The organism is Escherichia coli, from assembly GCF_036503815.1.
Taxonomy (GTDB): Bacteria; Pseudomonadota; Gammaproteobacteria; order Enterobacterales; family Enterobacteriaceae; genus Escherichia; species Escherichia coli_F.
The window spans coordinates 4330589-4356928 of record NZ_AP027764.1 but is presented as its reverse complement, the minus strand read 5'-3'; the positions used below and the strand labels follow the sequence as shown (position 1 = coordinate 4356928).

The 26340-nt window shown below is 46.1% G+C and carries 22 protein-coding genes and 1 tRNA gene; 14 read left to right on the top strand and 9 right to left on the bottom strand.

Annotation, left to right across the window (positions count from 1 at the left end):
• The first annotated feature begins 15 nt into the window (after positions 1-15).
• The 3 genes from ytgA (at position 16) to lptG (ending at position 2311) form a co-directional block, all read left to right on the top strand.
• Positions 16-66 (top strand): protein YtgA, encoded by a 51-nt coding sequence (gene ytgA, locus AABJ99_RS20855; RefSeq protein ID WP_211180521.1) that lies wholly within the window; start codon positions 16-18, stop codon positions 64-66.
• Between the two features lie 62 nt (positions 67-128).
• The gene (lptF, locus tag AABJ99_RS20850) at positions 129-1229 is read left to right on the top strand and encodes an LPS export ABC transporter permease LptF (protein ID WP_000584114.1); all 1101 of its coding nucleotides are present in this window, start codon (positions 129-131) and stop codon (positions 1227-1229) included.
• On the top strand, positions 1229-2311 hold the full coding sequence (gene lptG / locus AABJ99_RS20845) for an LPS export ABC transporter permease LptG (protein WP_001295681.1): 1083 nt from the start codon (positions 1229-1231) through the stop codon (positions 2309-2311). Before lptF ends, lptG begins: the two co-directional genes overlap by 1 nt.
• 160 nt (positions 2312-2471) lie before the next feature.
• On the opposite strand, the gene yjgR is transcribed toward lptG, so the two are convergent.
• The 5 genes from yjgR to idnD all read right to left on the bottom strand — a co-directional run bounded on the left by yjgR (position 2472) and on the right by idnD (position 8320).
• Complete coding sequence (gene yjgR, locus AABJ99_RS20840) at positions 2472-3974, bottom strand: helicase HerA-like C-terminal domain-containing protein (protein ID WP_039021200.1); 1503 nt, start codon at positions 3972-3974, stop codon at positions 2472-2474.
• 77 nt (positions 3975-4051) lie between these two features.
• Positions 4052-5050: a DNA-binding transcriptional regulator IdnR gene (idnR, locus tag AABJ99_RS20835; RefSeq protein WP_001348245.1), complete on the bottom strand. Its 999-nt coding sequence runs from the start codon at positions 5048-5050 to the stop codon at positions 4052-4054.
• A 66-nt stretch (positions 5051-5116) separates the two neighbouring features.
• Positions 5117-6436, bottom strand: coding sequence for a gnt-II system L-idonate transporter (gene idnT / locus AABJ99_RS20830; protein WP_001128336.1), 1320 nt, complete (start codon positions 6434-6436; stop codon positions 5117-5119).
• 64 nt (positions 6437-6500) lie between these two features.
• The gene (idnO, locus tag AABJ99_RS20825) at positions 6501-7265 is read right to left on the bottom strand and encodes a gluconate 5-dehydrogenase (protein ID WP_000998700.1); all 765 of its coding nucleotides are present in this window, start codon (positions 7263-7265) and stop codon (positions 6501-6503) included.
• Between the two features lie 23 nt (positions 7266-7288).
• On the bottom strand, positions 7289-8320 hold the full coding sequence (gene idnD / locus AABJ99_RS20820; protein ID WP_039021201.1) for an L-idonate 5-dehydrogenase: 1032 nt from the start codon (positions 8318-8320) through the stop codon (positions 7289-7291).
• Between the two features lie 216 nt (positions 8321-8536).
• On the opposite strand from idnD, the gene idnK reads away from it, so the two are divergent.
• Positions 8537-9100 carry a gluconokinase gene (idnK, locus tag AABJ99_RS20815; protein WP_000896738.1) on the top strand — a complete coding sequence of 188 codons (564 nt, stop codon included), beginning with the start codon at positions 8537-8539 and terminating at the stop codon, positions 9098-9100.
• Positions 9101-9103: 3 nt separating this feature from the next.
• On the opposite strand, the gene ahr is transcribed toward idnK, so the two are convergent.
• On the bottom strand, positions 9104-10123 hold the full coding sequence (ahr, locus tag AABJ99_RS20810; protein ID WP_015364387.1) for an NADPH-dependent aldehyde reductase Ahr: 1020 nt from the start codon (positions 10121-10123) through the stop codon (positions 9104-9106).
• 195 nt (positions 10124-10318) lie between these two features.
• Here ahr and AABJ99_RS20805 point away from each other — a divergent pair.
• From AABJ99_RS20805 to AABJ99_RS20790, 4 genes are all read left to right on the top strand, one after another.
• Positions 10319-10403 (top strand) — tRNA-Leu (locus AABJ99_RS20805).
• A gap of 163 nt (positions 10404-10566) precedes the next feature.
• The gene (locus AABJ99_RS20800) at positions 10567-11817 is read left to right on the top strand and encodes a tyrosine-type recombinase/integrase (RefSeq protein ID WP_000772675.1); all 1251 of its coding nucleotides are present in this window, start codon (positions 10567-10569) and stop codon (positions 11815-11817) included.
• Positions 11818-11882: 65 nt separating this feature from the next.
• Complete coding sequence (locus tag AABJ99_RS20795) at positions 11883-14768, top strand: RNA-directed DNA polymerase (protein WP_191007396.1); 2886 nt, start codon at positions 11883-11885, stop codon at positions 14766-14768.
• Positions 14765-15454: a hypothetical protein gene (locus AABJ99_RS20790; RefSeq protein WP_001071804.1), complete on the top strand. Its 690-nt coding sequence runs from the start codon at positions 14765-14767 to the stop codon at positions 15452-15454. The genes AABJ99_RS20795 and AABJ99_RS20790 overlap by 4 nt, the downstream gene beginning before the upstream one ends.
• 335 nt (positions 15455-15789) lie before the next feature.
• On the opposite strand, the gene AABJ99_RS20785 is transcribed toward AABJ99_RS20790, so the two are convergent.
• From AABJ99_RS20785 to AABJ99_RS20775, 3 genes are read right to left on the bottom strand one after another with little or no spacing between them, the layout of a single operon-like run.
• Positions 15790-16062, bottom strand: coding sequence for an ogr/Delta-like zinc finger family protein (locus AABJ99_RS20785; RefSeq protein ID WP_095501409.1), 273 nt, complete (start codon positions 16060-16062; stop codon positions 15790-15792).
• Between the two features lies 1 nt (position 16063).
• A complete protein-coding gene (locus AABJ99_RS20780; RefSeq protein ID WP_001091693.1) occupies positions 16064-16618 on the bottom strand; it encodes a phage polarity suppression protein in 555 nt (184 codons plus the stop codon).
• Positions 16615-17367, bottom strand: a complete 753-nt coding sequence (locus tag AABJ99_RS20775) for a phage capsid assembly protein (protein WP_000214380.1) — start codon at positions 17365-17367, stop codon at positions 16615-16617. Before AABJ99_RS20775 ends, AABJ99_RS20780 begins: the two co-directional genes overlap by 4 nt.
• 905 nt (positions 17368-18272) lie before the next feature.
• On the opposite strand from AABJ99_RS20775, the gene AABJ99_RS20770 reads away from it, so the two are divergent.
• The 6 genes from AABJ99_RS20770 to yjhR all read left to right on the top strand — a co-directional run bounded on the left by AABJ99_RS20770 (position 18273) and on the right by yjhR (position 26157).
• The gene (locus AABJ99_RS20770; protein WP_001084853.1) at positions 18273-18533 is read left to right on the top strand and encodes a helix-turn-helix transcriptional regulator; all 261 of its coding nucleotides are present in this window, start codon (positions 18273-18275) and stop codon (positions 18531-18533) included.
• Positions 18530-19078: a host cell division inhibitor Icd-like protein gene (locus tag AABJ99_RS20765; RefSeq protein WP_000761644.1), complete on the top strand. Its 549-nt coding sequence runs from the start codon at positions 18530-18532 to the stop codon at positions 19076-19078. The genes AABJ99_RS20770 and AABJ99_RS20765 overlap by 4 nt, the downstream gene beginning before the upstream one ends.
• Entirely contained in the window at positions 19078-19302 is a 225-nt protein-coding gene (locus AABJ99_RS20760) for a hypothetical protein (protein WP_001014979.1), read from the top strand. Before AABJ99_RS20765 ends, AABJ99_RS20760 begins: the two co-directional genes overlap by 1 nt.
• Positions 19299-19622 carry a DUF5375 family protein gene (locus AABJ99_RS20755; protein WP_000842357.1) on the top strand — a complete coding sequence of 108 codons (324 nt, stop codon included), beginning with the start codon at positions 19299-19301 and terminating at the stop codon, positions 19620-19622. The genes AABJ99_RS20760 and AABJ99_RS20755 overlap by 4 nt, the downstream gene beginning before the upstream one ends.
• 14 nt (positions 19623-19636) lie before the next feature.
• The gene (locus AABJ99_RS20750; protein WP_338387445.1) at positions 19637-21967 is read left to right on the top strand and encodes a primase-helicase zinc-binding domain-containing protein; all 2331 of its coding nucleotides are present in this window, start codon (positions 19637-19639) and stop codon (positions 21965-21967) included.
• A gap of 674 nt (positions 21968-22641) precedes the next feature.
• A complete protein-coding gene (gene yjhR, locus AABJ99_RS20745) occupies positions 22642-26157 on the top strand; it encodes a helicase YjhR (RefSeq protein ID WP_338387444.1) in 3516 nt (1171 codons plus the stop codon).
• The last annotated feature ends 183 nt before the right edge of the window (positions 26158-26340 follow it).

Genomic DNA, 26340 nt, shown 5'->3' with positions numbered 1-26340 from the left:
TGAGAGGTGAATCCGTTGAGTATAATTATCTTAGCGACGATTTCGACGACTCAAGAGAATAAATGACGTTTAAGCCATGAAACAAGCTAAAATCCTGCAAAAGACGAGTTTTTACGGGCGTATTTAAAGTGATAATCATAAGATATCTGGTGCGGGAGACGCTCAAAAGCCAGCTGGCGATACTCTTCATCTTGCTTTTGATCTTTTTCTGTCAAAAGTTAGTGAGGATCCTCGGCGCAGCGGTTGACGGCGATATTCCGGCGAATCTGGTGCTCTCCCTCCTCGGGTTGGGCGTGCCGGAAATGGCGCAGCTTATCCTGCCATTAAGCCTGTTCCTCGGGCTGCTGATGACGCTGGGCAAACTGTATACCGAAAGTGAAATTACGGTAATGCATGCCTGCGGCCTGAGCAAAGCGGTGTTGGTGAAAGCGGCAATGATCCTTGCGGTATTCACGGCAATCGTCGCGGCGGTTAACGTCATGTGGGCGGGACCGTGGTCATCGCGACATCAGGATGAAGTGTTAGCAGAAGCGAAAGCGAACCCTGGCATGGCAGCGCTGGCGCAAGGGCAATTCCAGCAAGCGACTAATGGCAGCTCGGTGCTGTTCATCGAAAGCGTTGACGGCAGCGATTTCAAAGATGTGTTCCTCGCGCAAATTCGACCAAAAGGTAATGCACGTCCTTCTGTGGTGGTGGCCGATTCCGGACATTTAACCCAGCTGCGCGACGGCTCCCAGGTCGTCACTCTCAACCAGGGAACGCGCTTCGAAGGCACTGCACTGTTACGCGATTTCCGCATTACGGACTTCCAGGATTATCAGGCGATCATTGGTCACCAGGCGGTGGCGCTCGACCCGAACGATACTGACCAGATGGACATGCGCACATTGTGGAACACTGACACCGATCGTGCCCGCGCAGAACTGAACTGGCGTATCACGCTGGTATTCACCGTGTTTATGATGGCACTTATGGTCGTTCCGCTGAGCGTGGTTAACCCGCGTCAGGGGCGCGTACTGTCGATGCTGCCAGCCATGCTGCTGTATCTGTTGTTCTTCCTGATCCAGACCTCCCTGAAATCGAACGGCGGTAAAGGTAAGCTGGACCCGACGCTGTGGATGTGGACCGTAAACCTGATTTATCTGGCTTTGGCGATTGTTCTCAACCTTTGGGACACCGTGCCGGTCCGCCGCCTGCGCGCCAGTTTTTCGCGTAAAGGAGCGGTGTGATGCAACCTTTTGGCGTACTTGACCGCTATATCGGTAAAACTATTTTCACCACCATTATGATGACGCTGTTCATGCTGGTGTCGCTGTCGGGCATTATCAAGTTTGTCGATCAGCTGAAAAAAGCCGGGCAGGGGAGTTACGACGCGTTAGGCGCAGGAATGTATACCTTGCTGAGCGTGCCGAAAGATGTGCAAATCTTCTTCCCGATGGCGGCTCTGCTGGGTGCATTACTTGGGTTGGGGATGCTGGCGCAGCGCAGCGAACTGGTGGTCATGCAGGCTTCTGGTTTTACCCGTATGCAGGTGGCACTGTCGGTGATGAAAACCGCCATTCCGCTGGTCTTGTTGACGATGGCGATTGGCGAATGGGTCGCACCGCAGGGCGAGCAGATGGCGCGTAACTACCGTGCGCAGGCGATGTACGGTGGCTCGTTGCTCTCTACCCAGCAAGGTTTATGGGCAAAAGATGGCAACAACTTCGTCTACATTGAGCGGGTTAAAGGTGACGAAGAGTTAGGTGGCATCAGTATCTATGCCTTTAATGAGAATCGTCGTCTGCAATCTGTACGCTATGCCGCTACCGCGAAGTTTGACCCGGAACATAAAGTATGGCGTCTGTCGCAGGTTGATGAATCTGATCTGACCAATCCGAAACAGATCACTGGTTCACAGACGGTGAGCGGTACCTGGAAAACCAACCTCACGCCAGACAAACTGGGCGTGGTGGCGCTGGACCCGGATGCACTCTCCATCAGTGGTTTGCACAACTACGTGAAGTATCTGAAGTCGAGCGGTCAGGATGCCGGACGTTATCAGCTCAACATGTGGAGCAAAATCTTCCAGCCGTTATCCGTGGCGGTGATGATGCTGATGGCGCTGTCGTTCATCTTCGGCCCACTGCGTAGCGTGCCGATGGGCGTGCGTGTGGTCACCGGTATCAGCTTCGGTTTTGTCTTCTACGTACTGGACCAGATCTTCGGCCCGCTGACGCTGGTTTACGGCATCCCGCCGATCATCGGCGCACTGTTGCCAAGCGCCAGCTTCTTCTTAATCAGTCTGTGGCTGTTAATGAGAAAATCGTAACTGGATGAACGTATAAGGGGAGCGAAAGCTCCCTTTATTATTGTTAGCAAAGTGTGCTTTGTTTATGCCTGAAAAATCATGAAAATTCAATATATTGCAGTAGTGTAGGCATGATAAGACGCGCCAGCGTCGCATCAAGCAAAGACAAATCGCACCTGACTTACCTTTTTCTCCCCCCCAGCAAACTCCCCAGCACACCGCGTACAATCTGATTCGTCACCTGGCGGGCGGCGCTTTTCGCCATTGTTTGCACCACACCATCTTTCTTCCCGCCGCGTGGTCCGGTAGTGCCAAACAAAATATCCTTCAATCCACCAAGAATACCGTTATCCACCGCCACCTCTTTCCCTTTCGCGGGAGGATTATTTTGCCGCTCGGTACTGGCCTGAAAGCCTTTTTGCAACATCTCATAGGCGGATTCCCGGTCCACGTCATCCTCGTACTTGCCATACACCGGGGAGTGATTAATCAGGCCGTTACGCTCATCTTCCGTCACCGGCCCCATTCGCGAACAAGGCGCGATAACCATCGCCCGTTCCACCACTGAAGGACTTCCTTTCGCATCGAGAAACGAGATTAACGCCTCGCCGGTCCCCAGTTCCTGGATTGCCTTTTCGGTATCAAACGCCGGATTGGCCCGCATGGTTTGCGCCGCAGCTTTTACTGCTTTCTGATCTTTGGGCGTAAAAGCCCGCAAAGCGTGTTGAACGCGATTACCGAGCTGTCCGAGCACATTATCCGGAATATCTGACGGGTTTTGCGAAACGAACCAGACGCCCACGCCTTTTGAGCGAATAAGCCTTATCACCTGCTCAATCTTATCCAGCAGTACCTGTGGCGCATCGTTAAACAGCAGATGTGCTTCGTCGAAGAAAAACACCAGTTTTGGTTTCTCCAGATCGCCTACTTCCGGCAATTGTTCATACAACTCTGAAAGCATCCACAGCAGGCTGGCGGCATACAGTTTCGGCATCTGGTAGAGCTTCTCGGCGCTGAGGATATTGATAACCCCTTTACCATTGGCATCGGTACGCATCCAGTCTTTGATATCCAGCATCGGCTCGCCAAAAAAGTGTGCTGCGCCTTGTTGTTCCAGCGACAACAGCCCGCGCTGGATGGCACCAACCGATGCGCTACTGATATTACCGTACTGATTCTGGAAGGATTTGGCGTTATCGCCGATGTACTGAGTAATCGCCCGCAAATCTTTAAAGTCGAGCAGTAACAGCCCCTGATCATCAGCAATGCGGAAGATGATATCCAGCACGCCAGATTGCACATCGTTGAGATTCAACAGTCGCGCCAGCAACAGCGGCCCCAGGTCTGAAACCGTCGCCCGCACCGGGTGGCCTTTCTCGCCAAAGATATCCCACACCACCACCGGATTAGCATGTGGTTGCCAGTCATTGACGCCGATATTTTTAAGCCTTGCGAGCAGTTTTTCCGAAGATGTACCTTCCTCCGCTACTCCCGTTAAATCACCTTTCACATCGGCCATAAACACCGGAACACCGATTTCCGACAATGACTCTGCCAGTTTTTGCAGCGTAACGGTTTTACCCGTCCCCGTTGCGCCAGTAATCAGCCCGTGACGGTTAGCCATTCCCGGCAGTAAAAACAGTTCTGTGTCCGGCGTGCGGGCAATTAACAGGGGTTCGCTCATGAGATATCCTCCAGTTTCCTGCCTGGAGTATAGGCAACGTCCGGCAAAGAGAATACGTGTAATGAAGAGAAAATAACCTAAAGCGTGTTACCGTGATAAATCTGATACCCGAGGTCAACAGTGTTGTGGTTGTGATCGTTATTTTTAATTTTGCTCAGCAACATTTGGGCGGCCATCCGACCAATATCAAAACGGGGAGTAATTACGCTGGCGAGGCTTGGGATCATTTGCCTGCCAATCTCCAGCCCATGAAAACCCGCAATGGAAATTTGTTCTGGCACGGCGAGGTTTCGCTCGCGGCACAGCAGAAGCGCACCCATCGCAATATCGTCATTGGTGCAAAATACACCGTCTAAATCCGGGGTTGCGCTAAGGGCATCACGCATTAATTGCATTCCTAAATGAATGGATGAGATGGCGCGTGGATTCATGCGTAACGGGGAAAGATTATGCAGCATCATCGCATCGCAATACCCCTGATAACGCTGTTCATCGCGGGTGTCATCTTTGGAACCGAGATACAGAATTTTGCGCCTGACTCGCTTATCCAGCATGGTACACACCATGTCAAAAGCGGCCTGCCGATTATCAAAACCGACCTCCATATCCAGCCGTTCTCCCTGTACATCCATCAATTCCACGACCGGAATGGTGGCTGAACGCAGAAATTTCACCGTCCTGATGGTGTGATATTTTTCCGAAAGAATAATCCCGTCAATGTTATAAGAGAGCAGGTTAATCACCGACTCTTCTTCGGAATCGCGATCGTAATTGTAATTAGCAATAAGGGTCTGATAATTATGCTCAGAGGTGACGGATTCTATTCCCGCGAGAATGTCAGCGAAGAGTTGATTTTGAAATGACGGAATCAAGATACCGAGGGTATAACTTTGTGCATTCAACAACATGCCGGGAGCGCGATTAGGGATATAATTGATCTCTTCCATAATTTTGGCGATGCGCTCGCCTGTTTCCTTTGCCACCTTTTTCGGCGAGCGGATATAACGACTCACGGTCATTTTTGTTACGCCAGCCAGCGTAGCGATATCCTGTAAAGAAATTCTGTGATTGCGCATAACTTCTCCCAACGTCGGGGGAATCTTCAATCTTCCCCCGAAACTACATCACAATATTTTATTCTTTCAGTGCAATACGGCGTTAATGGCTAACACGCCCAGCAAACCCATAATAGAAATAAGGGTTTCCATCACCGTCCAGGTACGCAACGTTTCACCAACCGTCAGATTAAAATACCCTTTAAATAGCCAGAAGCCAGGGTCGTTTACGTGTGACGCGATCACGCTGCCCGCACCGGTTGCCAGTACCATTAAAGCGGGATCGGCATGGGTAACGTTGATAATCGGCAACACCACACCCGCGGTGGTAATGGCCGCGACGGTGGCAGAGCCCAGAGCGATACGCAACAGCGCCGCAACAGTCCAGCACATCAATAACGGCGAAAGCGTAGTTCCGGTCATTAAGTGTGAAATATACTGCCCGACACCGCTATCTACTAATACCTGCTTAAACGCGCCGCCGCCAGCGATAATAAACACAATCATCGCGATAGCGCCTATAGAATCCCCAATGATATCCATGATTTGCTCGATGGTGCGTCCATTACGTCGGCCCAGTGTGAAAATCGCAATAACAATGGCAATAAACAGCGCAACGGCAGGGTTACCGACAAATTCAAAGAAGAGGCGCACGGTGTTAGTTTTCGGTAACGTAATTTCACAAACGGCGGCGATAGCCATCAGGATGACCGGGATCACGGCAGCGAAAATACTGTTCCAGAAGGAGGGCATCTCCTCTTCGCTAAACAGATGAGGATTAAATAAGCCTTCTGGTGGTGCTTTCTCAAAGCGAGTTAGCAGTTTAGAAAACAGCGGTCCTGCGACAATAACTGTCGGAATGGTAATGATAAATCCATACAGTAGAGTCGTTCCGAGATTAGCCTCAAAGATAGTCGCGATGGCAGTAGGACCAGGATGTGGCGGCAGAAAACAGTGGGTTACAGAGAGCGCTGCTACCATTGGTACGCCAACATACAACAGGGGTAATCCTGATGATGCTACGATGGTAAATACCAACGGCAACAGCAGGACAAAGCCCACTTCAAAAAACATGGCGAGGCCCACAACCAGACCGGTGATCACTAGCGCCCATTGCACGCGTTTTTTACCAAAAGTAGCAATCAGCGTAGTGGCGATACGTTGTGCCGCGCCCGTATCAGAAATCAGCTTGCCTAACATGGCCCCGAAACCGAGGATCATTGCCAGCCCGCCGAGCGTGCTGCCGATACCATTTTGTATAGAGTGCAGGACGGCCTGTGCATCCATCCCTTCGGCAAATCCGACGACGGCAGCTACCAGAACGAGGGCAATAAAGCCGTTAACTTTAAAGCCGATCATCAGGATAAGAAGCAGCGCGACGCCTGCCGCAATAATGATTAATGGCATAGTCTTTATCTCTTATTAGTGCCAGAAAAGCAGCGCTTTCGCGCTGCACGCAGGGTAGTGGCTGTTAAACAGCCACCAACATGCCGCCATCAACAAACAACAGGTGGCCGTTTACGAAATCAGAGGCTTTTGAAGAAAGGAACACCGCAGCACCAATCAGTTCCTGCGGATCGCCCCAGCGTGCGGCGGGGGTCCGTTTGCACAACCAGGCGGTGAAGGCTTCGTCCTCAACCAGTGCTTTAGTCATTTCTGTTTTGAAATAGCCCGGCGCAATACCGTTGACCTGAATATTGTGGCGCGCCAGCTCGACGCACATGCCGCGGGTGAGCATTTTTACCGCTCCTTTCGATGCGGCATAAGGGGTGATGGTGTCACGTCCCAGTTCGCTTTGCATCGAGCAAATATTAATAACTTTACCCGCCTTGCGTTCAACCATGTGACGAGTTACCGCTTGCGACACCAGGAACACGGCGGTCTGGTTTACTGCGATCACATCATTCCACTCTTGTTCAGGGAACTCAGTAAAAGGATGACGGCGCTGGATACCGGCGTTATTCACCAGCACATCAATGGGGCCGATGTCCTTTTCGATATGTTCAACGGCGGTATCAATTTCATGTTTATGGGTAACATTAAAAGGTGCGGCAACGGCCCGAATACCCTCCTGGCGGAGTTTTTCTACAGCAAGTTCTGCGCGTTCGGCAGTAATATCATTAATAATTATTTGTGCGCCATATTTACCCAGGCCGGTTGCCAGTAAAAAGCCAATGCCCTGTGCTGAACCGGTAATCAAGATATTTTTTCCTGCCAGTGAAAATAGATCGTTCATTGTATTATTCCTTTATTTATCTCTTAGAAAACAAGCTGGACTTTTGCTGCCTGGGTTTTATCACCGGCGAAACGTAGCGCCTCTTCCAGGTCAGTGAAGGGATATTCAGCACTCAGTAAAGGCAGTGGATTGATAACGCCATTCGCCAGCCATGACACTGCGGTATTAAATTCGCTGGTAAAACGGAAAGAGCCTTTGAGTGAAATCTCCTTACCAATCAACGTCATCATTGGGAATTCTGCTATCGCGCCTCCCATACCTACCTGCACCATTACGCCGCGTGCACGAGTGACCTCCAGACAGGTATTCACTGATGAAGGATGACCGGACACTTCAAAGCTGACATCGAAATAGCCTTTTTCCGCTTTCCAGTGATCCATGTCGTCGTTTTGTGGGTTTACGAGCACATCCGCCCCCATCTCTTTGGCCAGCAAAAGGGAACGGGGACTCACATCGGCACAGACAATTTCCGAGGCCCCCAGTGTTTTCACAGCACTGACAATCAGGCAGCCAATGGGCCCAACACCGGAAATAAATACTCGCTTGCCCTGTAACTCGCCGGCCTGATGTGCGGCATGAATCGCGACGGCTAAAGGTTCGGCAAAAGCCATAACCTTTTCGTCAGCTTTGGCCGGATAAGGGACACATTGCGACGTTTCGACCATTTTATAACGGGTAAAGCCACCATCAACATGAGGGAAATACATGGCACTGCCAAAAAAACGCATCTCTGTACACTGATTCTCGTTATGTTCAATGCAGTATTTGCAGTGACCGCACGGTTTAGACGGATTAATGGCTACCGTTTGCCCTTCATGTAATTCTGATGAGTCGCTATGAATAACTTTACCGATAACTTCATGACCTAACACCATCGGTGCCTTTATCATGAAATTACCTACTTTTCCTTCCTGATAATAATGTAAATCGGAACCGCAAATTCCACCTCGGGTTATTTGTACTAATGTTCCATTATTATTCCAATCTATCGTCTGCTCGGTAACGGCAACAGTTTTCTTGCCCGTAACAACGCAGGACTGTGTTTTCACTTGCATAAATTCCTCACTGGTCAGGTAGACACCTCGGAAGCATTTAAGCGGTTTTAATTGTCATTATTTGTGATGAAGATCACGTCAGAAAATTGTTACATTACTATGTTACGCATAACGTGATGTGCCTTGTAATTCTTATCAACAGAAATAAAAAAACGTGAAATTATTATGCCGCCAGGCGTAGTATCGCCGCAGGTAAGATGATTCAGGAGATTTTAAATGGCGGGTGAAAGCTTTATTTTGATGGGCGTATCAGGGAGTGGTAAAACATTAATTGGTAGCAAGGTTGCCGCGTTATTGTCTGCGAAATTTATTGATGGTGACGATCTTCATCCAGCCAAAAATATAGATAAAATGTCGCAAGGCATTCCATTATCTGATGAAGATCGACTTCCCTGGCTGGAACGCTTAAATGATGCTTCATACAGTCTTTATAAAAAGAATGAAACAGGATTTATTGTCTGTTCATCATTAAAAAAACAGTATCGTGATATTTTACGCAAGGGTAGCCCCCATGTTCATTTCCTCTGGTTAGATGGCGATTATGAAACTATTCTCGCGCGAATGCAGCGTCGGGCTGGGCATTTTATGCCGGTAGCGTTACTAAAAAGTCAGTTTGAGGCGCTGGAGCGACCACAAGCAGATGAACAGGATATTGTGCGCATTGATATCAACCATGATATTGCCAATGTCACCGAACAATGTCGGCAGGCTGTGCTGGCGATAAGACAAAACAGAATATGTGCGAAAGAGGGCAGCGCCTCAGATCAGCGCTGCGAATGATTTTCAAAAATCTGCTTTCAACACCACGCGGTAGCGCGCTTTACCATCGCGTACATGCTGAATGGCGTCGTTAATTTTCGACATCGGGAACAGTTCGGTAGTCGGCGCAACCTTGCTGCGGGCGGCAAAGCGCATCAGCTTACGCAGCTCATGAGGTGTACCGGTTGCTGAACCAGAGACGCTGCGGTCGCCCGCAATTAACGTAAAGGCCGGAACAGACAGCGGCGTGAGGACCGCGCCGACTGTATGGAAATTACCGCCATACGTCAGCGCCTCAAAATAAGGCTGCCAGTCGAGGCTGACGTTGACGGTGTTGATAATGAGATCAAACTGCCCCGCCAGAGCCTTCAGTGCCTGCGGATCGCGGCTATTCACCACTTTATCGGCACCCATCGCCAGCACCTCCTGCTCTTTCGCCGGATTCGAACTAAAGGCCGTCACCTCGCATCCCATTGCGTGCAGAAGTTTTATAGCGATATGCCCCAGCCCGCCAATACCAATTACCCCAACGCGGCTGGTGGCAGTGATATGGTGCATCAACAGTGGTTTAAAGACCGTGATACCGCCGCACAACAGTGGCCCGGCAGATTCAATGTCGATATTTTCTGGCAGTGGAATCACCCATTGCCAGTCCGCACGCAACTTCTCAGCAAAGCCGCCACGATTCATAATCGTCGGCACCGCACCTTGCTCACAGTTGATCTGATTACCGCTAATACAGGCGTCGCAGTGACCACAGCTACGCGCCGTCCAGCCAATCCCGACACGCTGACCGACCTGCAAACCTTTATCCTGCGCGGCGCTCCCGAGCGCCACCACGCGCCCAATCACCTCATGCCCGGCAACCAGCGGATACTGTGAAAATCCCCATTCGTTGTCGATCATCGACAGATCGGAATGGCAGATCCCGCAGTAATCCACCTGCACTTCGACATCTTGTGGTTTCAGTTCACCGGGATCGTACTCATAAACTTCCAGTTTGCCGCCAGCCTCTTTTGCGGCATAGCTTTTTATCATCGACATATTTTTGTCCTTCTCTGGTGTTGTCTGGGAAGTGTAGAGCATGGTAGGGCGGGGTGCCTGGAGTGTGACAAAGGTTACACATCACGGTATGCAATGCTGAAAATTTCAGCACTTAGCGAGGTGCGAGCAAGCTGGCGCTTGCATGGTGGCGTGCGACAGGTATAATCCACAACGTTTTCCGCATACCTCTTCAGTGCCGAAGTGGCGAAATCGGTAGACGCAGTTGATTCAAAATCAACCGTAGAAATACGTGCCGGTTCGAGTCCGGCCTTCGGCACCATTAGTACTTCCAAGACCATCCGAGAAAGTTCAAATATCCCTTTAAAATCAATGATTGCAGCGATTTTTACGTCCTGCCTCTTCCGAGGTTGTCCGTTGAAATCCGGATATCATTGGGGGCATAATTGGGGGCATCTTAACTTCGATTAGAAATGTGCCCCCAAATGAAGCTCAACGCCAGACAGGTCGAGACCGCAAAGCCAAAAGACAAAACCTACAAAATGGCCGATGGTGGTGGTTTGTATCTTGAGGTTTCGGCCAAAGGTTCCAAATACTGGCGCATGAAATACAGACGTCCCTCTGACAAAAAAGAGGATCGTCTCGCTTTTGGTGTTTGGCCTACTGTGACGCTTGCTCAGGCAAGAGCAAAACGCGATGAAGCTAAAAAGCTTTTAGTACAGGGCATAGACCCAAAAGTTGTACAAAAAGAAGCTCAGGCCGAGAATTCGGGGGCATATACTTTTGAAACTATCGCCCGAGAATGGCATGCCAGTAACAAGCGCTGGAGTGAAGACCATCGATCGCGCGTTCTTCGCTATCTTGAGCTTTATATCTTCCCTCATATCGGTTCGTCCGACATTCGGCAGCTTAAAACCAGCCACCTGTTAGCCCCGATTAAAAAAGTTGATGCCAGTGGCAAACACGATGTCGCTCAGCGCCTGCAACAGCGCGTCACAGCCATTATGCGTTATGCCGTACAGAACGATTACATCGACTCAAATCCAGCCAGCGATATGGCCGGTGCGCTATCGACAACCAAAGCGCGACATTACCCTGCTTTACCTTCTAGCCGGTTCCCTGAGTTTCTTGCACGTCTTGCTGCATATCGTGGCCGTGTAATGACACGGATTGCAGTCGAGCTTTCCTTACTAACTTTTGTTCGTTCCAGCGAGTTGCGTTTCGCTCGCTGGGATGAATTCGACTTCGATAAATCTCTTTGGCGTATACCGGCAAAACGAGAAGAAATTAAAGGTGTCCGTTATTCGTACCGTGGGATGAAGATGAAAGAGGAGCATATCGTTCCGCTTAGTCGGCAGGCGATGATTTTGTTAGAGCAGCTTAAGCAGATTAGTGGTGATAAAGAGCTGCTGTTTCCGGGAGATCACGACGCAACTAAAGTTATGAGTGAAAACACGGTGAATAGTGCTTTGCGGGCTATGGGTTATGACACTAAAACTGAAGTATGTGGTCACGGTTTCAGAACAATGGCGCGAGGTGCTTTAGGTGAGTCAGGTTTATGGAGCGATGATGCGATTGAGCGCCAGTTAAGCCACTCAGAGCGTAACAATGTTCGTGCTGCGTATATTCATACTTCTGAGCATTTAGACGAGCGTCGATTGATGGTTCAATGGTGGGCTGATTATTTAGATAGTAATAAAGAAAAATATGTAACACCCTATGATTATGCTAAATGAAAAAAGTAGCATGATGGAAAATGACATTTATTCTAATTGCAGCAATGAAAATATAAAGGTGACTTATGATTAGCAAAGGAAATGTATTAAGCGCGTATAATTGCTTGAAGTCATATGCATATTACGAAAATTTAAATTTCTATCTGAAAGCTGAAATAGCAAAATTTGAAAACACAGGATTCGATCGTAAAATAAAAAAAGTGGTTGATTTATTCAATGGCGATGATGAATCCGTTTTTGATCAATGGTTACAAGGCATCAATGTTGAAATTTTACCAAAGAAGATTAAAAGTCATTTAGAGAGTGAGCAAAGTAATGGTGCTTTGTTTCTGAGTAATAATAAAACAGCGAGCGAATATATAGTTGAATCTGTAAATTATTTGGTTGTGGCACCTGTTGAAATATATCTTATTGAGACATTGTGGTCAATATATGTTGGTTCTTTGCTGGACGAAAATTTCACCAATTACACCTATGGTAATCGAGTATCAAATGTGGTAAAAAAATACGCAAGAGATTACCCGACAGAAGAATCAATTTCTTCTGTTAATATATTCCAGAAATATGTTGATAACTATAACAAATGGCGTGATGGCGGAATAAATAAAGCAATTGATACTGTTGAAAAAGAGCAGGAAAATGTAGCTATATTATCACTAGACTTAAAAAGTTTTTATTATAATATAAATATAGATTTTAAGAAAATAGAAAAGGTGATAATAGATAACTCTCCATCTGAGAGCATGGAATTGTCATTGTATTTGAATGAAAAGATTTCACAAATGCATGACATGTATAAGCAGGTTATAGCTCCTTATATTTGTGTTACACATGAAGAGTCTGTATCGAAAGGTATTCCAATAGGATTTACTTCGTCAGCTATATTAGCTAATTGGTACCTTTCAGATTTTGATGCTGATATTAAATCTAAAATCAACCCTGCATATTATGGTCGTTATGTAGATGATATTTTATTTGTGTTCTCTTCTCCTTCGATGCAGCCTTCTGAAAAGGGTAAGGAAATTATAAATTTTATTGATAGTGCATTAGGGGATTTTATAAAGCATGATAATAAAGGTGATGCAATTTTTAGATTGTCAGATGAGTATCATTCCTTACCTATACAAAAAGACAAATTAATTTTTCATTATTTTGATAGGAACCATAGTCTGGCAGGGTTACGAGTCTTTAAACAAGAGGTTGAAAACCGTAGTAGTGCATTTCGTTTTTTACCCGATGAGCATATAGAGAGTGATTTAGATAAATTTGCCTATGATGTTTTATTAAATGGTTCGGCTAATAAATTCAGAAGCATTATGGGGTTGGCAGAGAATGAAACTGAACTTTCAAAATATATATCATCGCATATTCTTGCTCATCGTTTATGCAACCTAACGTCTAATGAATCAACATTAAAGCAAATCACTCTTTTCTTTAGAGGAGAGAATTGCATACGATTCAGTAGATTATGGGAAAAAGTATTAGCGTATACATTGATAACTAAGAAATATACCTTTTCTCGATCTTTTTATAAATCTATTCAAGACAGTATTGAAAAGATAAAATGGCATGGGGACAATGATGAAAGTGATATCTCATCAAAAATTAAAACTGCAATGAACGAGTACGCTGATATTTCACTTTGCCTGAATCTTGCACTGCTTGATCTTGATGTAATCCTAAATGATACACAAGAGACAGAGCAGAAGGAGTTAATTCCTATACGCAAAATGATTAATGGTGATGCGGATAAGGTAAAATTAATTGAACGTTTCAGAGATAGTAATTTAATTAGACACAATTTGGTTTCTTGGCCATTAGTGAATTATACGAATTATAGAGGAGATTTGACAGAAGAAGAACTTTATAAAAATATATCTGAGCTTGATATTGAGCTTGTGAAAAGTAAAAAATCAAAAACTCCAAGATTTATACATGCTGATGAATATCAACTTTTTTATCTGATTAGATCTTTGAAAAAAAAAGAATTGCATAAATTTACAACAAGAAATGATTTTCATCAGGGGGCTTGCGTTGTAAATAAAAACAAAAACACAATTTCGATAAAGGTTAATGATAAGTTTAGTTCTAAAAATGAGAAAATAAAAGTTGCGTTAGCTAATATGTTGGTTGATAGAGACTCTATACAAAGAGCATGTCGAAAGGATCAGTCGCCAAATCTAAGTTATCAAAGACAAAAAGGACTGTATCATATTCTTAATGCAGCAAATAAAGAGGAAGCTGACGTATTATTACTGCCGGAATTGTCTATCCCAGTTTCATGGCTACCATTTATGGCTGCTTACTCTCGAAGAAAACAAATTGCGCTTATATTCGGTCTTGAACATTGGGTTCTTGATGAGCGCGCATATAATATACTTGTTGAAATGTTACCTTATAATACTGATGAGAATTATAAATCAAGCATGCTTGTGTTTAGAGTTAAAAATTATTACGCTCCTAAGGAAATTGAACTCTTACATACATTAAGACTTAGAGCAGGAGCACCAAAGCCTAAGAAGCAACGATATCATCTTATTAGATGGAAAAATGTATCATTCGCTACATATAACTGCTTCGAACTCGCGAATATTGAGCATCGCGCTTTGTTTAAGTCAAAGTTGGATATTCTTTTTGCTTGCGTTTGGAATAGGGATGTTAATTATTATCAACATATAACCGAATCAGCGGCAAGAGATTTGCATTGTTATGTAGCTCAGTCAAATACTTCTCATTATGGAGGGTCGTGCGTTCTTCAGCCATCGAGAAGCTCTATCTCAAACAAAATATACGTAAAAGGTGGAGAGAATCACTGTATTCTAACTACAACATTAGATATTAAAGCCTTAAGGGAGGCTCAATATCGTTCTTTTAGAGATAATAATGACATAATCAAGCATAATCCCCCCGGGTTTGATTATGACGCTTTATTAGAAAGGGCCAAAAAATGAATCAGATTATAAATGATATCTTATCTTCAAGTATCGCATTAGGTATTATTGCATTTATATGCAAGATGATTCTCAAACATATGGATAAGAGAGGGTTGGAGACCTATAAAAATAAATTAAAAATTGAAAGTGATTTATTAGCGAAAAGAATAGATTTCGAGTTTTCACAAAAAAAAGAAAGGGAAATAGAATTAGGGCGTTGGGGATTAACTTTATTGAGTTCCGTTAACGGTTTAATAGGGCGTTTGAAGTATATTAAAGACAATGGGTCGTTGACGGAGGACCCTTATTATGAAGTTAGCACTAGATATTATGTGTGCCAGTTCCTGTGTTGGGCGCAGCTTTTTCGTAAGGAAAGAAATACTGTTGTTATATCTCCTGTTAATGATGAAATTTTGATAGGCGAATTACTTAAAAATATATCCATTGTTTTAAGGAATAATAATTTCAACTTTCCTGCTATTCGCTCTCTCGAACAGCAATATATTGGTGAATCATTGATTTATGAAGGAAGTTGCATGCAGTTTAAAAACTTTAATGATTCTAAAATATTGCAAGATTATGATGTTCTAAATGGTTATATAAATGCTCTCTTGAGTGGTGATAATATTGAATATATCAATGAGCTTATAAGTAAATTAGAGGATTTACAAAAACATTTCAGGAAAATTCTTTCCTTAAATTAAATTTTCAAGGGTTGTTTAGTTTGTTTAAATGACCCTTGCACAGTCACCCGTACTCAGACTTTATTCTTAGCAAGGATTGGCGGGATAATCCACTTATTTTCGCGATTGCGCACAGCCCCGCCCGCCTGCCCGCTTCGCTTAACAGACTGGTTTTCATGCACCCCGTAAATCGTCTCAGAAGCCACCACACAAGGGCTTTCGCGTCAAAAATGGCGCATGAGACTCATGCGTTTTCATGCGCCATAGATATGCACTCATACGCTCTCAGGCCAGCCAGGGAAAAGGCGTAAAAAATCCCGGTACTGGACCGGGACTTCGTGGTCGTATTTTGCTAATCAGACAGGAATTTGCTGACGGTTTGACAGCTTTGACGCGGAGCCATAGCAATTGAGAGTTTGCTGTTGTTTTTCCGGTATTTTTGCTTTGTCTGATTCCTGTTCATTGCACCGAGGCTTCATAATTATCGTATCCACGCTTTCCAGTGCGGTAAATGTGCAGGAACATTCCAGATTCTGGCACTGATACCATGAGCGTTTAACCGACGGAGCTTCATAGGCGCTGGTTCTGGCGTGAGCGACCGCGCCACATTCAGGACACTTCAGGGCCATATCAGCACACTCCTTTTTCATTAAGTCGGTTAAGGCGGGCCAGGAAAACTTTATGTTGTGCCGGGGTGAAACTGGCTGAAGCATCAGCGCGCATTGATGCATCCACCGTTAATCCGGTTTCGTCGATAATGCTCTTATATGCTGCTGAAATTACCGGAGTACGGACTTCCGTTTGTCGGGCTACAGCGGTTCGTAATATTTTCATTGCCGCCTCAAGCCCGTATGGTGCACAAAGAAAAGGAGCCAGAGCGTCAGTGAGTGCATCACCATGCTCGCTCATGAAGTTTTCAGTTGCGCTTGTAACACAGCTTTCCAGCACAATCTGGTGAGCATAAAGACCATCCCGGGCGGCACAGTTAATCTGCCATTCGAGGAGTGCAAGACGCTCACGAAGATCCTCAAGTTGGCTGGCATATGCTGCGGGTTTTTCTTCAGTATCCAGCAAAGCAGCCAGACGAAGCTGGCTGGTACTTTGCACATTACGTAGTGTCAGCCAGCTTTTTATTGCCGCGCGGTAATCGTTGAGAGCTTCCTGAGTAATGGTTCCGGTATTCATTCCTTCTCGCCCCCTTTAGCCATGTCACGCTGTTTAAGCATCCGGGAACGTGCTGCAGGGCTGGGTGATTGTCTGGCATCCTGTATGGCTTTATCGTCCGCATAAATGCTGATCCCCGGCAGGGCAATATCATCCGTTGAAGATACGTTACAGAACAGTGCCGGAGTGGTGAGTTGCTCGCTGATAAATTGCTTCAGCACACTTTCGGGGTCGTTTACGGTATGAACTACACCGATAACAGAAGATGCGCTTCGGCCCAGAGTCATTTTCAGCAGTCCAAGGATCTGAATAAGTTTCTGGCCGTGTTCCTTCATAAACTCATTCCAGAGCCACACTGCATGAGTTTCAATCAGGTGATTATGTTCGCTGATGTAGCGGTTTGCAGCATCCGCAGTTTTCCATGGCAGGAATTCATTTTCTGCAGCCTGAGCAGCCAGCAAATCTTCGAACTCATCTAGTGTTTCGCGTCCGAGGGCGATTTCTGCCCGCAGTTTTTTCATTCGTGGCGTCATATTCCCCTGATTCTCACGAAACAGGTTTCGCCATTCATCATTAAGCGCCTGCGTCTCCGTTTTTGTATCTTCCTGACGTTTACGGATAGTTTCAGTCATTGCAGCGGCTTCGGTTTGTTTTCGCCGTTCTTCCTGCCAGACAGCTTTTGCTGCCTTAACTTTTTCCACCGCTTCGCGAATTTTCGGCGGGAGGGTGGGGGTAATGTTTGCATCAGAGATCTGGTTAACAGTTGTCATGGCTGCTCCGGTAGTGTTTTGTTGTTGTGTCAATTGTGCCGGGGTCCATACAAGCGCACTACCGAGGAGGATTGTGTCAGTGACTGAACAATGACCTTGTTCTGGCTAGCCAGAGAAAGGTGTCATGTCTGATCTACACGCTTCCTTTAATACATACTATTCACTACTGTTCACTTCAATAAAAATATAGTAAATACATGTGGTTAAGTGGTGTAGTGTTTTAATTAAAGTGATCATCTACTGTTCATGACTGTTCACAGAGATAAAATTAAACATATATTTCTTTTTCATATAAGTCGCGATATTTATTTCAGTTTATTACTGGATCTTTTCTCCTCACCAATATTCACCAGTATTCAATACATATTCTATGTAAAGAATAAAAGATGTCTTATATCTGTTTAATAATTGAACATTCAACCTCCCTGCACTCAGTTGCATTTCAGGAAAATATTCATAAAAATGAATTTGTCTGATGTTCATTAAACACATTCGGATACATGCGGAAGTAAGATGGTAATTTAATTTCTTTAATCATCGGATTTATTGATACATATGGTGAGCTGTTTATTTTTGGCCGTTTTTGGCTCTTTTATTAATCAGGTGTTGTCTTAGTGCTTATGATGTAAAGCCCTGAATGATATGGGCTGGTTCAGATTTGAGCTGTGATCCTGCCTAGTGTAATAGACTTTTTTATTATTGATGCTCCTTATTATATTCCATAAAGGAATTGTTTGTTTTTGTTCGTTTCATACGGTTTTTAGCTGTTTTATTTTTTGAGAAATCAACATTTCACACAAAATAAATAAAGCATGCGCGAGCCGCTTATATAAACATAATAAGGAGCTACCTGAATCCGCATGGAATTGCCCGGACTGTTGTAAACATATTAGAGAGGTAGCCAGATGAATAGTATTTCCGTTTCCACCCCGGCACCAGCTGCTCCGGTGCTCCCGGTTCCGGCTCAGCAGGAGCGCTTCATACGATTACCTGAAGTGATGCACCTTTGCGGGCTATCCCGTTCAACCATCTACGACCTTATCAGCCGCGATGCCTTCCCGCAGCAGATATCCCTGGGTGGAAAAAATGTGGCCTGGGTACAGTCGGAGGTCAGTGCATGGATGGCGGCGCGAATTGCTGCCCGCGAGCAAGGAGGCCATGCGTGAAACTTGCTTTGCAGTCTCATCTCCTTTTTTCTGGCTTGCGTCCTGATATCTTTTCCAGGTATAGTTTTCCCGCTGCCGCAAAATCGGCTGCCGGGCGTAGGAACCCGAGTTACTTATTGGCGACACCAGACGCGCCGTGCGTCTTTTTTTACGTCGTTGCTCAGGCACACCCATTTTTCGGGCTGCGGTGCTTATACCTTAGCCCCTTTCAGATAATGGTGGTCCGGGCGGGGCAGCCTTCGGGCTGGCCGGTTTCCAATAAGGCCGGTATTCCTACCCCCGTTCGGGTCACCACCCATGAGCGTAGGAACTCCGGTGGTGGCATTTACCGCTACTTATTGGAGGTTGCCCTTATGGCTACGATCCTCGCCCCGTCACATCCTCAATTTATATTTGTTTTTGCCGCCGTTCGTCGTGCAGAACGTAAACCACGTATCAGTATGCTGCGTATCATCGCCAGCAATGAGCATCATGTACGTCTTTCACTGGTCCATGAGTATGTGCTTTGTCTTGCTGCTCGCCTGCCTGTCCGGGAGGTGATCTAATGAATCACGCCGCAATCTCTTATGACGATATTCTCCGCCTGAAGCATCTTCGTAACGTGGGAGAGTTTGTCACTGGAATGGCTGTTCTTCAGGATTGCTACGAAAAACCTGCCAGTGCTCAATGTGAACAACTGGTTTCCCTGATTTATCTGATGACAGAGCAGCTTGATGGCGTGGTACAGCGTTGCCAGGATGACCTCATGAACATGGAGGTGGTGCAATGAAATCACGCACTCTTTCCCTTTCACTTCGGGTAGCGTTGTATCGCCGCGCGGTAGCCTGCGCCTGGTTGAGTGCCTGCTATCAGCAAAACCGCCATCTGCAGCTCACTCTGGATGAAATTGAAACCGCTATTGCCCGTGAGCTTGAAGGATTTTATCTGCGACAGCACGGGCAAACAAAAGGCATGGAAATCGCCTGCGCTCTGCTTTCAGACCTGATGGAATCCGGCCCTCTAATGTCCTGTCCCGCACTTTCCCAGCTCGGAATAGCCGTAATGGATGAGTTATGCGTCCGTCACATCAAAAAGCCGGTTTTACACTGAGGGAGAACTGCGTCATGTCAGGAATGAAAGTCAGTCAGGCCGTGAAGGCTGCCCGCGGTCACTGGGCTAAGATTCTGCCAGCGCTGGGCGTGAATATATTGAAAAATCGCCATCAGCCTTGCCCGGTCTGTGGCGGTAAAGATCGTTTTCGCTTCGACGATCAGGAAGGACGCGGAACATGGTTCTGCAATCAGTGCGGTGCCGGGGATGGTATAGCGCTTGTCACCAGGGCACTGAATGTGGATATCAGTGAAGCAGCTGACAGGATACATGGACTGACACATGGTCTGTCTGTAGTTAATTCCGAAGTCAGGGCGTTAACCGCCGATACCGATAGCGGGAAAGATGCAGCAGCACTTGCCGCGCGACTGCTGCAAGCCTCACGTGAATCTGCCGGAAACACTTATCTTACACATAAAGGTTTCCCGGAGCATATTTGCCATGAGCTGACTTCAGCTCATAAAACCGGTGGGGTGATGTTCCGCCCCGGTGATTTGATCGTCCCGCTCTATAACGCTGACGGGGAGCTGGTGAATATTCAGCTTATCAGTGGCAATGGTAGCAAGTGTTTTCTTAAAGGAGGTCAGGTTAAGGAGGCCTATCATCTGATAGAAGGGGGCGGGAGTTCTTTAAGAAGGATGTGGATTGCGGAAGGTTACGCCACGGCGCTTACCATTCATCATCTGACAGGAGAAGCCGTCATGGTGGCATTTTCGTCGGTCAACTTTCTTTCTCTGGCCAGCGTTGCCCATAACAAGTATCCGGGATATCAGTTAATTATTGCAGCGGACCGCGATCTGAATGGTTCAGGCCAGAACAGGGCTGAAACTGCTGCAAAAGCGTGTCAGTGTGACATTGTGCTGCCACCGGTTTTTGGTGACTGGAATGATGCGCTTACCCAATACGGAGAGGAATCCACCCGGAAGGCAATTCTTGAGGCTTTGAAGCCACATAATGCCAGTCCTTTCGACACAATGAGTGAAGCAGAATTCACAGCGATGAGTGTCAGCGAAAAAGCTCAGAGGGTTCGGGAGCATTACAGGGATGCACTGGCGGTTGATCCGAACGGGCAGCTTTTATCCCGCTACGAGTCTGGAGCGTGGAAAGTGATTTCTCAGTCAGATTTTTCCCGAGATGTCGCAGCCCTTTTCCAGCGCCTCGATGCACCGTTTTCCTCAGGAAAAATTGCCTCACTGGTGGAAACATTAAAGTTAATTGTTCCGCAGCAGCAAAATCCGGCACGTCATCTGATTGGTTTTCGTAATGGCGTCCTCGATACGCGAACAGGGCTTTTTAGTCCGCACTGTAAAGAGAACTGGCTGCGTACCCTGTGTGAAGTCGATTTCACGCCACCGGTAAAGGGGGAAACGCTTGAAACTCATGCCCCGGCATTCTGGCGCTGGCTGGACCGGGCTGCCGGACACAAGCCAGCTAAACGCGACATTATTCTTGCGGCGTTATTTATGGTGCTGGCGAACCGCTATGACTGGCAGCTATTTCTGGAAGTGACTGGCCCTGGTGGAAGTGGCAAAAGTATTCTGGCTGAAATTGCGACCATGCTTGCTGGAGAGGATAACGCCACCTCTGCGACCATTGAAACGCTGGAGTCCCCGCGAGAACGTGCGGCTCTGATAGGTTTTTCTCTTATTCGCCTGCCTGATCAGGAGAAGTGGAGCGGCGACGGCGCCGGGCTTAAGGCTATAACTGGTGGCGATGCGGTATCGGTGGACCCCAAGTATCAGAATGCTTATTCAACACATATTCCGGCGGTTATCCTGGCCGTAAATAATAATCCTATGCGCTTCACTGATCGTAGTGGTGGTGTGTCCCGCAGGAGAGTGATTCTGCATTTTCCTGAGCAGATAGCACCGGAAGAACGCGATCCGCAGCTGAAAGATAAAATTGCTCGAGAACTGGCTGTGATTGTTCGCCAGCTCATGCAGCGTTTCAGCGATCCGATGAGCGCCAGAACATTGCTTCAGTCGCAGCAGAATTCAGATGAGGCTCTCACCATCAAGCGTGATGCTGATCCAGCATTTGATTTTTGTGGCTATCTTGAGGCATTACCTGACACCAACGGTATGTTTATGGGGAACGCTAATATTGTCCCACGCCAGCCACGTACCTACCTTTACCATGCCTACCTCGTATACATGGAGGCTAATGGCTATAAAAACACCCTGAGTCTTACGATGTTTGGCAAAGGGTTGCCAGTCATGCTGAAGGAGTACGGGCTACATTATGAGAAACGGCGAACTAATCAGGGAATGCAAACTAACCTCACTTTGAAAGAGGAGAGTAATGCAGACTGGCTGCCCAAGTGTGATGAGCCAATATTAAAATAACGATTAACTGACCCGGCTGATGCCGGGTTTCTTATTGGAAACGCACAAATGTAGAGATAGCTGTTCACTCTTCACCTAGCTGTTAACACATAATCAATTGATATATATGTAAAAAATTACAGGGTGAATAGTGTGCATGGTTTTGCGAAAAAAAAGTATTTTTTGTAGAGTCAAGTCCCGGTTTGGATCCGTTTAACGGAACCTAACTGGATTGACTATTTCTCTGAGAATTTTTGGATAAATAATCAACAAAAATCAAAATGTGAACAGAGAATGCTGGGGGCACAAAAGGGGGCATAATTGAATTAACTATAATTAAATTTCAATTTTTACAATAAGTTAAATTTATGTGCGAGTCCGGCCTTCGCACCAAAAGTATGTAAATAGACCTCAACTGAGGTCTTTTTTATGCCTGAAATCCGCGCCACACAAATCTTTTCCACTGTTTTTTTCAACTAACGTCAACCTGGTTCAATCCATATTAAATCCCTTAAGAATACCGAACCAAGTATGTACGCGTTTATCTATTAAGGATTTAGCTCTTTCAGAAAATCTAATCCATCCTCCAGGCACAATATTTATTGCGATCGCGCTCGCATCGTGGACAATGTTTAATCATAAGTAATATTTACATCAATGAAATCAATGATTTCTATTATGTCACGGAATGAGAAATGGACAGCAATACATTGGGATTCACTTCATACTGGCGCAACTCCTTAGCTGACGCCGAATCTGGCAAAGGAACGTTTTCACGTAAAGATACAGAATCATTCATTCGGTGGATAAATATCACCGCAGGGCAGTTGGATGACGAAACTATTCGGGCATTTTTTGACGGTGAAGGGGAGTCTGTAAAAAACGTTGAAGTCGTGTTACGGCCCCAGGTATGGAACCGCATTGTAAAGCATGGCAAAGAGCAAACGGCAGGTGCACCCGCAATTATTACGCCACTGGTTACCTCCGCTCTTCTTAATAGGGAAGGTTTTTTGTTTCCTGCCGCTTCAGCCACTATTCCCCGCGATCTGCTTGAACCTCTCCCTTCCGGTCATTTTTCTATTGGTGAGTTGGTGCAATATGACAAATACAAAACTACGCATAACACAGCCACCATTAATGAAGGTCAACCAGAACATTACGAAGAAACTGACGAAGAGAAAGCGGAACGCCATGCCAGGTATCGTCAGCATTGGCAAAATTATCTTCAACAGTCAGATAACCTTTTAAGAAACGTCGCTGGAAATTGGGTCGCTACATCTGAGCCATACGAACGGGCTGGATACGGTTATATTGTTAAAGCTAGCCAGCATGTAGGGGCCAGTGTTCATATCCTGCCTTTGTATGACCATCTGCTGATGAGCCAGGTTAAGGTTCCTCTATTAACGCGTTTTGCCTCAAATGAAATGGTTCCACTAGAGCCACTTCTCGCTAAGAATGCTATGTTCTGCGAACGTCTGGGGCATTCCGGCGATAAGTTTCCGCTGGCAGTGGCGCAGCGCGATGCCCTGAGCCATTATCTGACTCAACAGCAGGGGGATATGCTCGCTGTTAACGGTCCTCCGGGAACGGGTAAAACTACGCTGGTGCTTTCTATTATCGCCACCGAATGGACTAGAGCCGCACTTAATCAAGCTGAACCTCCTGTAATTATTGCCACATCAACTAACAATCAGGCCGTCACCAATATTATTGAAGCCTTTGGAAAAGATTTCTCTACTGGTTTTGGCGTAATGGCTGGTCGTTGGTTGCCGGAGGTAATAAGCTATGGCGCTTATTTTCCGTCTAAAAGCCGTCAGGTTGAGGCTGCGAAGAAATACCAGACTGAAGATTTTTTTAACCACGTTGAATCCCAGGAATATCTGGAAAAAGCCCGGGCATTTTACCTTGAAAAAGCGGAGGTGGCGTTTGGAGCTGGAGAGTGCAATTCACCAGAGCATGTAGTGACGCTTTTGCATGAACGTTTAACTTCACATTTTATTCAACTTCAGCAAATCGAACCCGCATGGCGCAGGCTTAATGATATCCGCCATGAACAGCGAGCCATCAGTGAGAATCTCGACCAGTATCTTCAGGACGAAAACACACGTCTTCTCAATATTGGCAATGAAATTTCACTTTTAACCAGAGGTAAAAAGCAGTGGCAGCAATACCGTGCTGATGAGTCGCTAGTGTATGCGGTTTTGTCATGGCTTCCTGCTGTTCGTACTAAACGCCATTACCAGATTAACCTCTTCCTGGACTCTACGTTTGGCACAAGAATGACATCGTTCCAGGGAAATTATCCCGAAGATATTGATGAATTTATTGATAGTTTGATTGCTAAAACGCAAAAGGAGCAGGATGAGTGCCAACAGAACATCAACTATGCGAAGGATATAGCCCGACGCGAAATAGAAGCTGCAAAACAATGGCGTGAGTTGACTTATGCTTTGGGTTACAGAGGTGACGATGAATTGAATCTTTCAGGAGCGGATGAACTTGCCGATACTCAGATTCGTTTTCCAGCGTTCTTGGTAGCGACCCATTATTGGGAGGGGCGTTGGCTGATTGATATGGCAGCTATAGATAATTTGCAAAAAGAAAAAGGAATTACCGGGATAACTATCGCCGAGGCTCGTTGGCTAAGAAGAATGAAACTTACTCCTTGTGTGGTGATGACCTGCTACATGTTGCCTTACCATATGAACAGAAGAAAATCTTTTGGTGGCGATAGAACATCGGATAATAATTATTTATATAACTTTGCTGATTTACTGATTGTCGATGAAGCCGGGCAGGTACTCCCGGAGGTTGCTGCAGCTTCCTTTGCATTGGCGAAGAAAGCGCTGGTGATTGGCGATACGGAGCAAATAGCTCCAATCTGGAATTGTCTACCCGTCACTGATATGGGCAATATGCTTGAGGAGAATATTATTTCTGGTGGCACTCAGGAAGAGTTAATAAATACATATACTCACGTGTGTGGGTCTGGAAAAAGTGCAGCATCTGGCAGCGTAATGCAGGTAGCCCAGTTTAACTCTCACTACCAGTATGATCCCAAGTTCGAGCGCGGAATGTATCTGTATGAGCATCGTCGCTGTTTCAATAACATCATCGGCTACTGTAACTCACTTTGCTATCACGGTAAGTTGCAGCCTAAAAGAGGGATGGAAAAAGGGACGATTTTCCCCGCAATGGGATATTTACATATTGATGGTAGAGGCATGAAGCCAAATGGGGGGAGCCGTTATAACCCTCTTGAAGCTGAAACAATAGCAGCATGGCTGGTGGCACATAAGGATGATATAGAGCGCCATTACGGGGAACCACTGTACAAAGTTGTTGGTGTTGTGACGCCATTTTCGGCGCAGGTTAATGCTATCAAAACGTCATTGCGTAAGCTGGAAATTAATGGCAAAGACGAGGAGGGTTCACTGACAGTGGGGACTGTGCACTCCTTGCAGGGGGCGGAAAGGGCGATTGTTCTCTTTTCTCCAGTCTACTCAAAACATGAAGATGGCAGGTTTCTTGATAGCAACAGCAGTATCCTCAATGTTGCTGTCTCACGCGCTAAAGATAGTTTTCTGGTATTTGGCGATATGGACCTTATCGAGATGCAGCCCGCATTTTCGCCGCGAGGGTTATTGGCAAAATATCTCTTTTCTTCAGATAATAATGCGTTGCAATTTGAGTTTCATAAACGACAGGATTTAATTTCCGCACATACACAAATTTCAACGCTGCATGGCGTGGAGCAGCATGATGAATTTTTGAACAAGACTCTTGCCGGAGCTCAAAAGAAAATAACGATTATTTCCCCTTGGTTATCCTGGCAAAAAATGGAGCAAACGGGATTTCTGGCATCAATGGCTTTGGCCCGTTCCCGGGGCATTGATATTACTGTGGTGACGGATAAAAACTGCAATATAGCGCATGTCGATGATGATAAGCGTCAGGAGAAAAAAAATCTGCTGAATGATGCTGTTGAAAAGCTCAATAAGATGGGTATCGCTACGAAATTGGTTAATCGTGTCCACAGCAAAATTGTGATTGAGGATGAAGAACTGCTGTGTGTCGGATCTTTTAACTGGTTCAGTGCTGCACGGGAAGATAAGTATCAACGATACGATACGTCTTTGGTGTACCGTGGCGAAAGCGTAAAAAATGAAATAAAGGCAATATATAGCAGTCTGGATCAACGTCAGCTTTAAATGTGATGAGCCGTTCATGATACAGGAGTAGTAAAGGGCATATTTTACCAATGTTAAGGCGACTTTGCGTTTTATTGCGAGTCGCCTTTCCTGATTATAAATCTTATTGTTTACCTAATCATTTTCCTTTGCATAATGCGCCTGGGATTAATGGCGGGTGCTTTTGGGAATGAAAGAAAATGC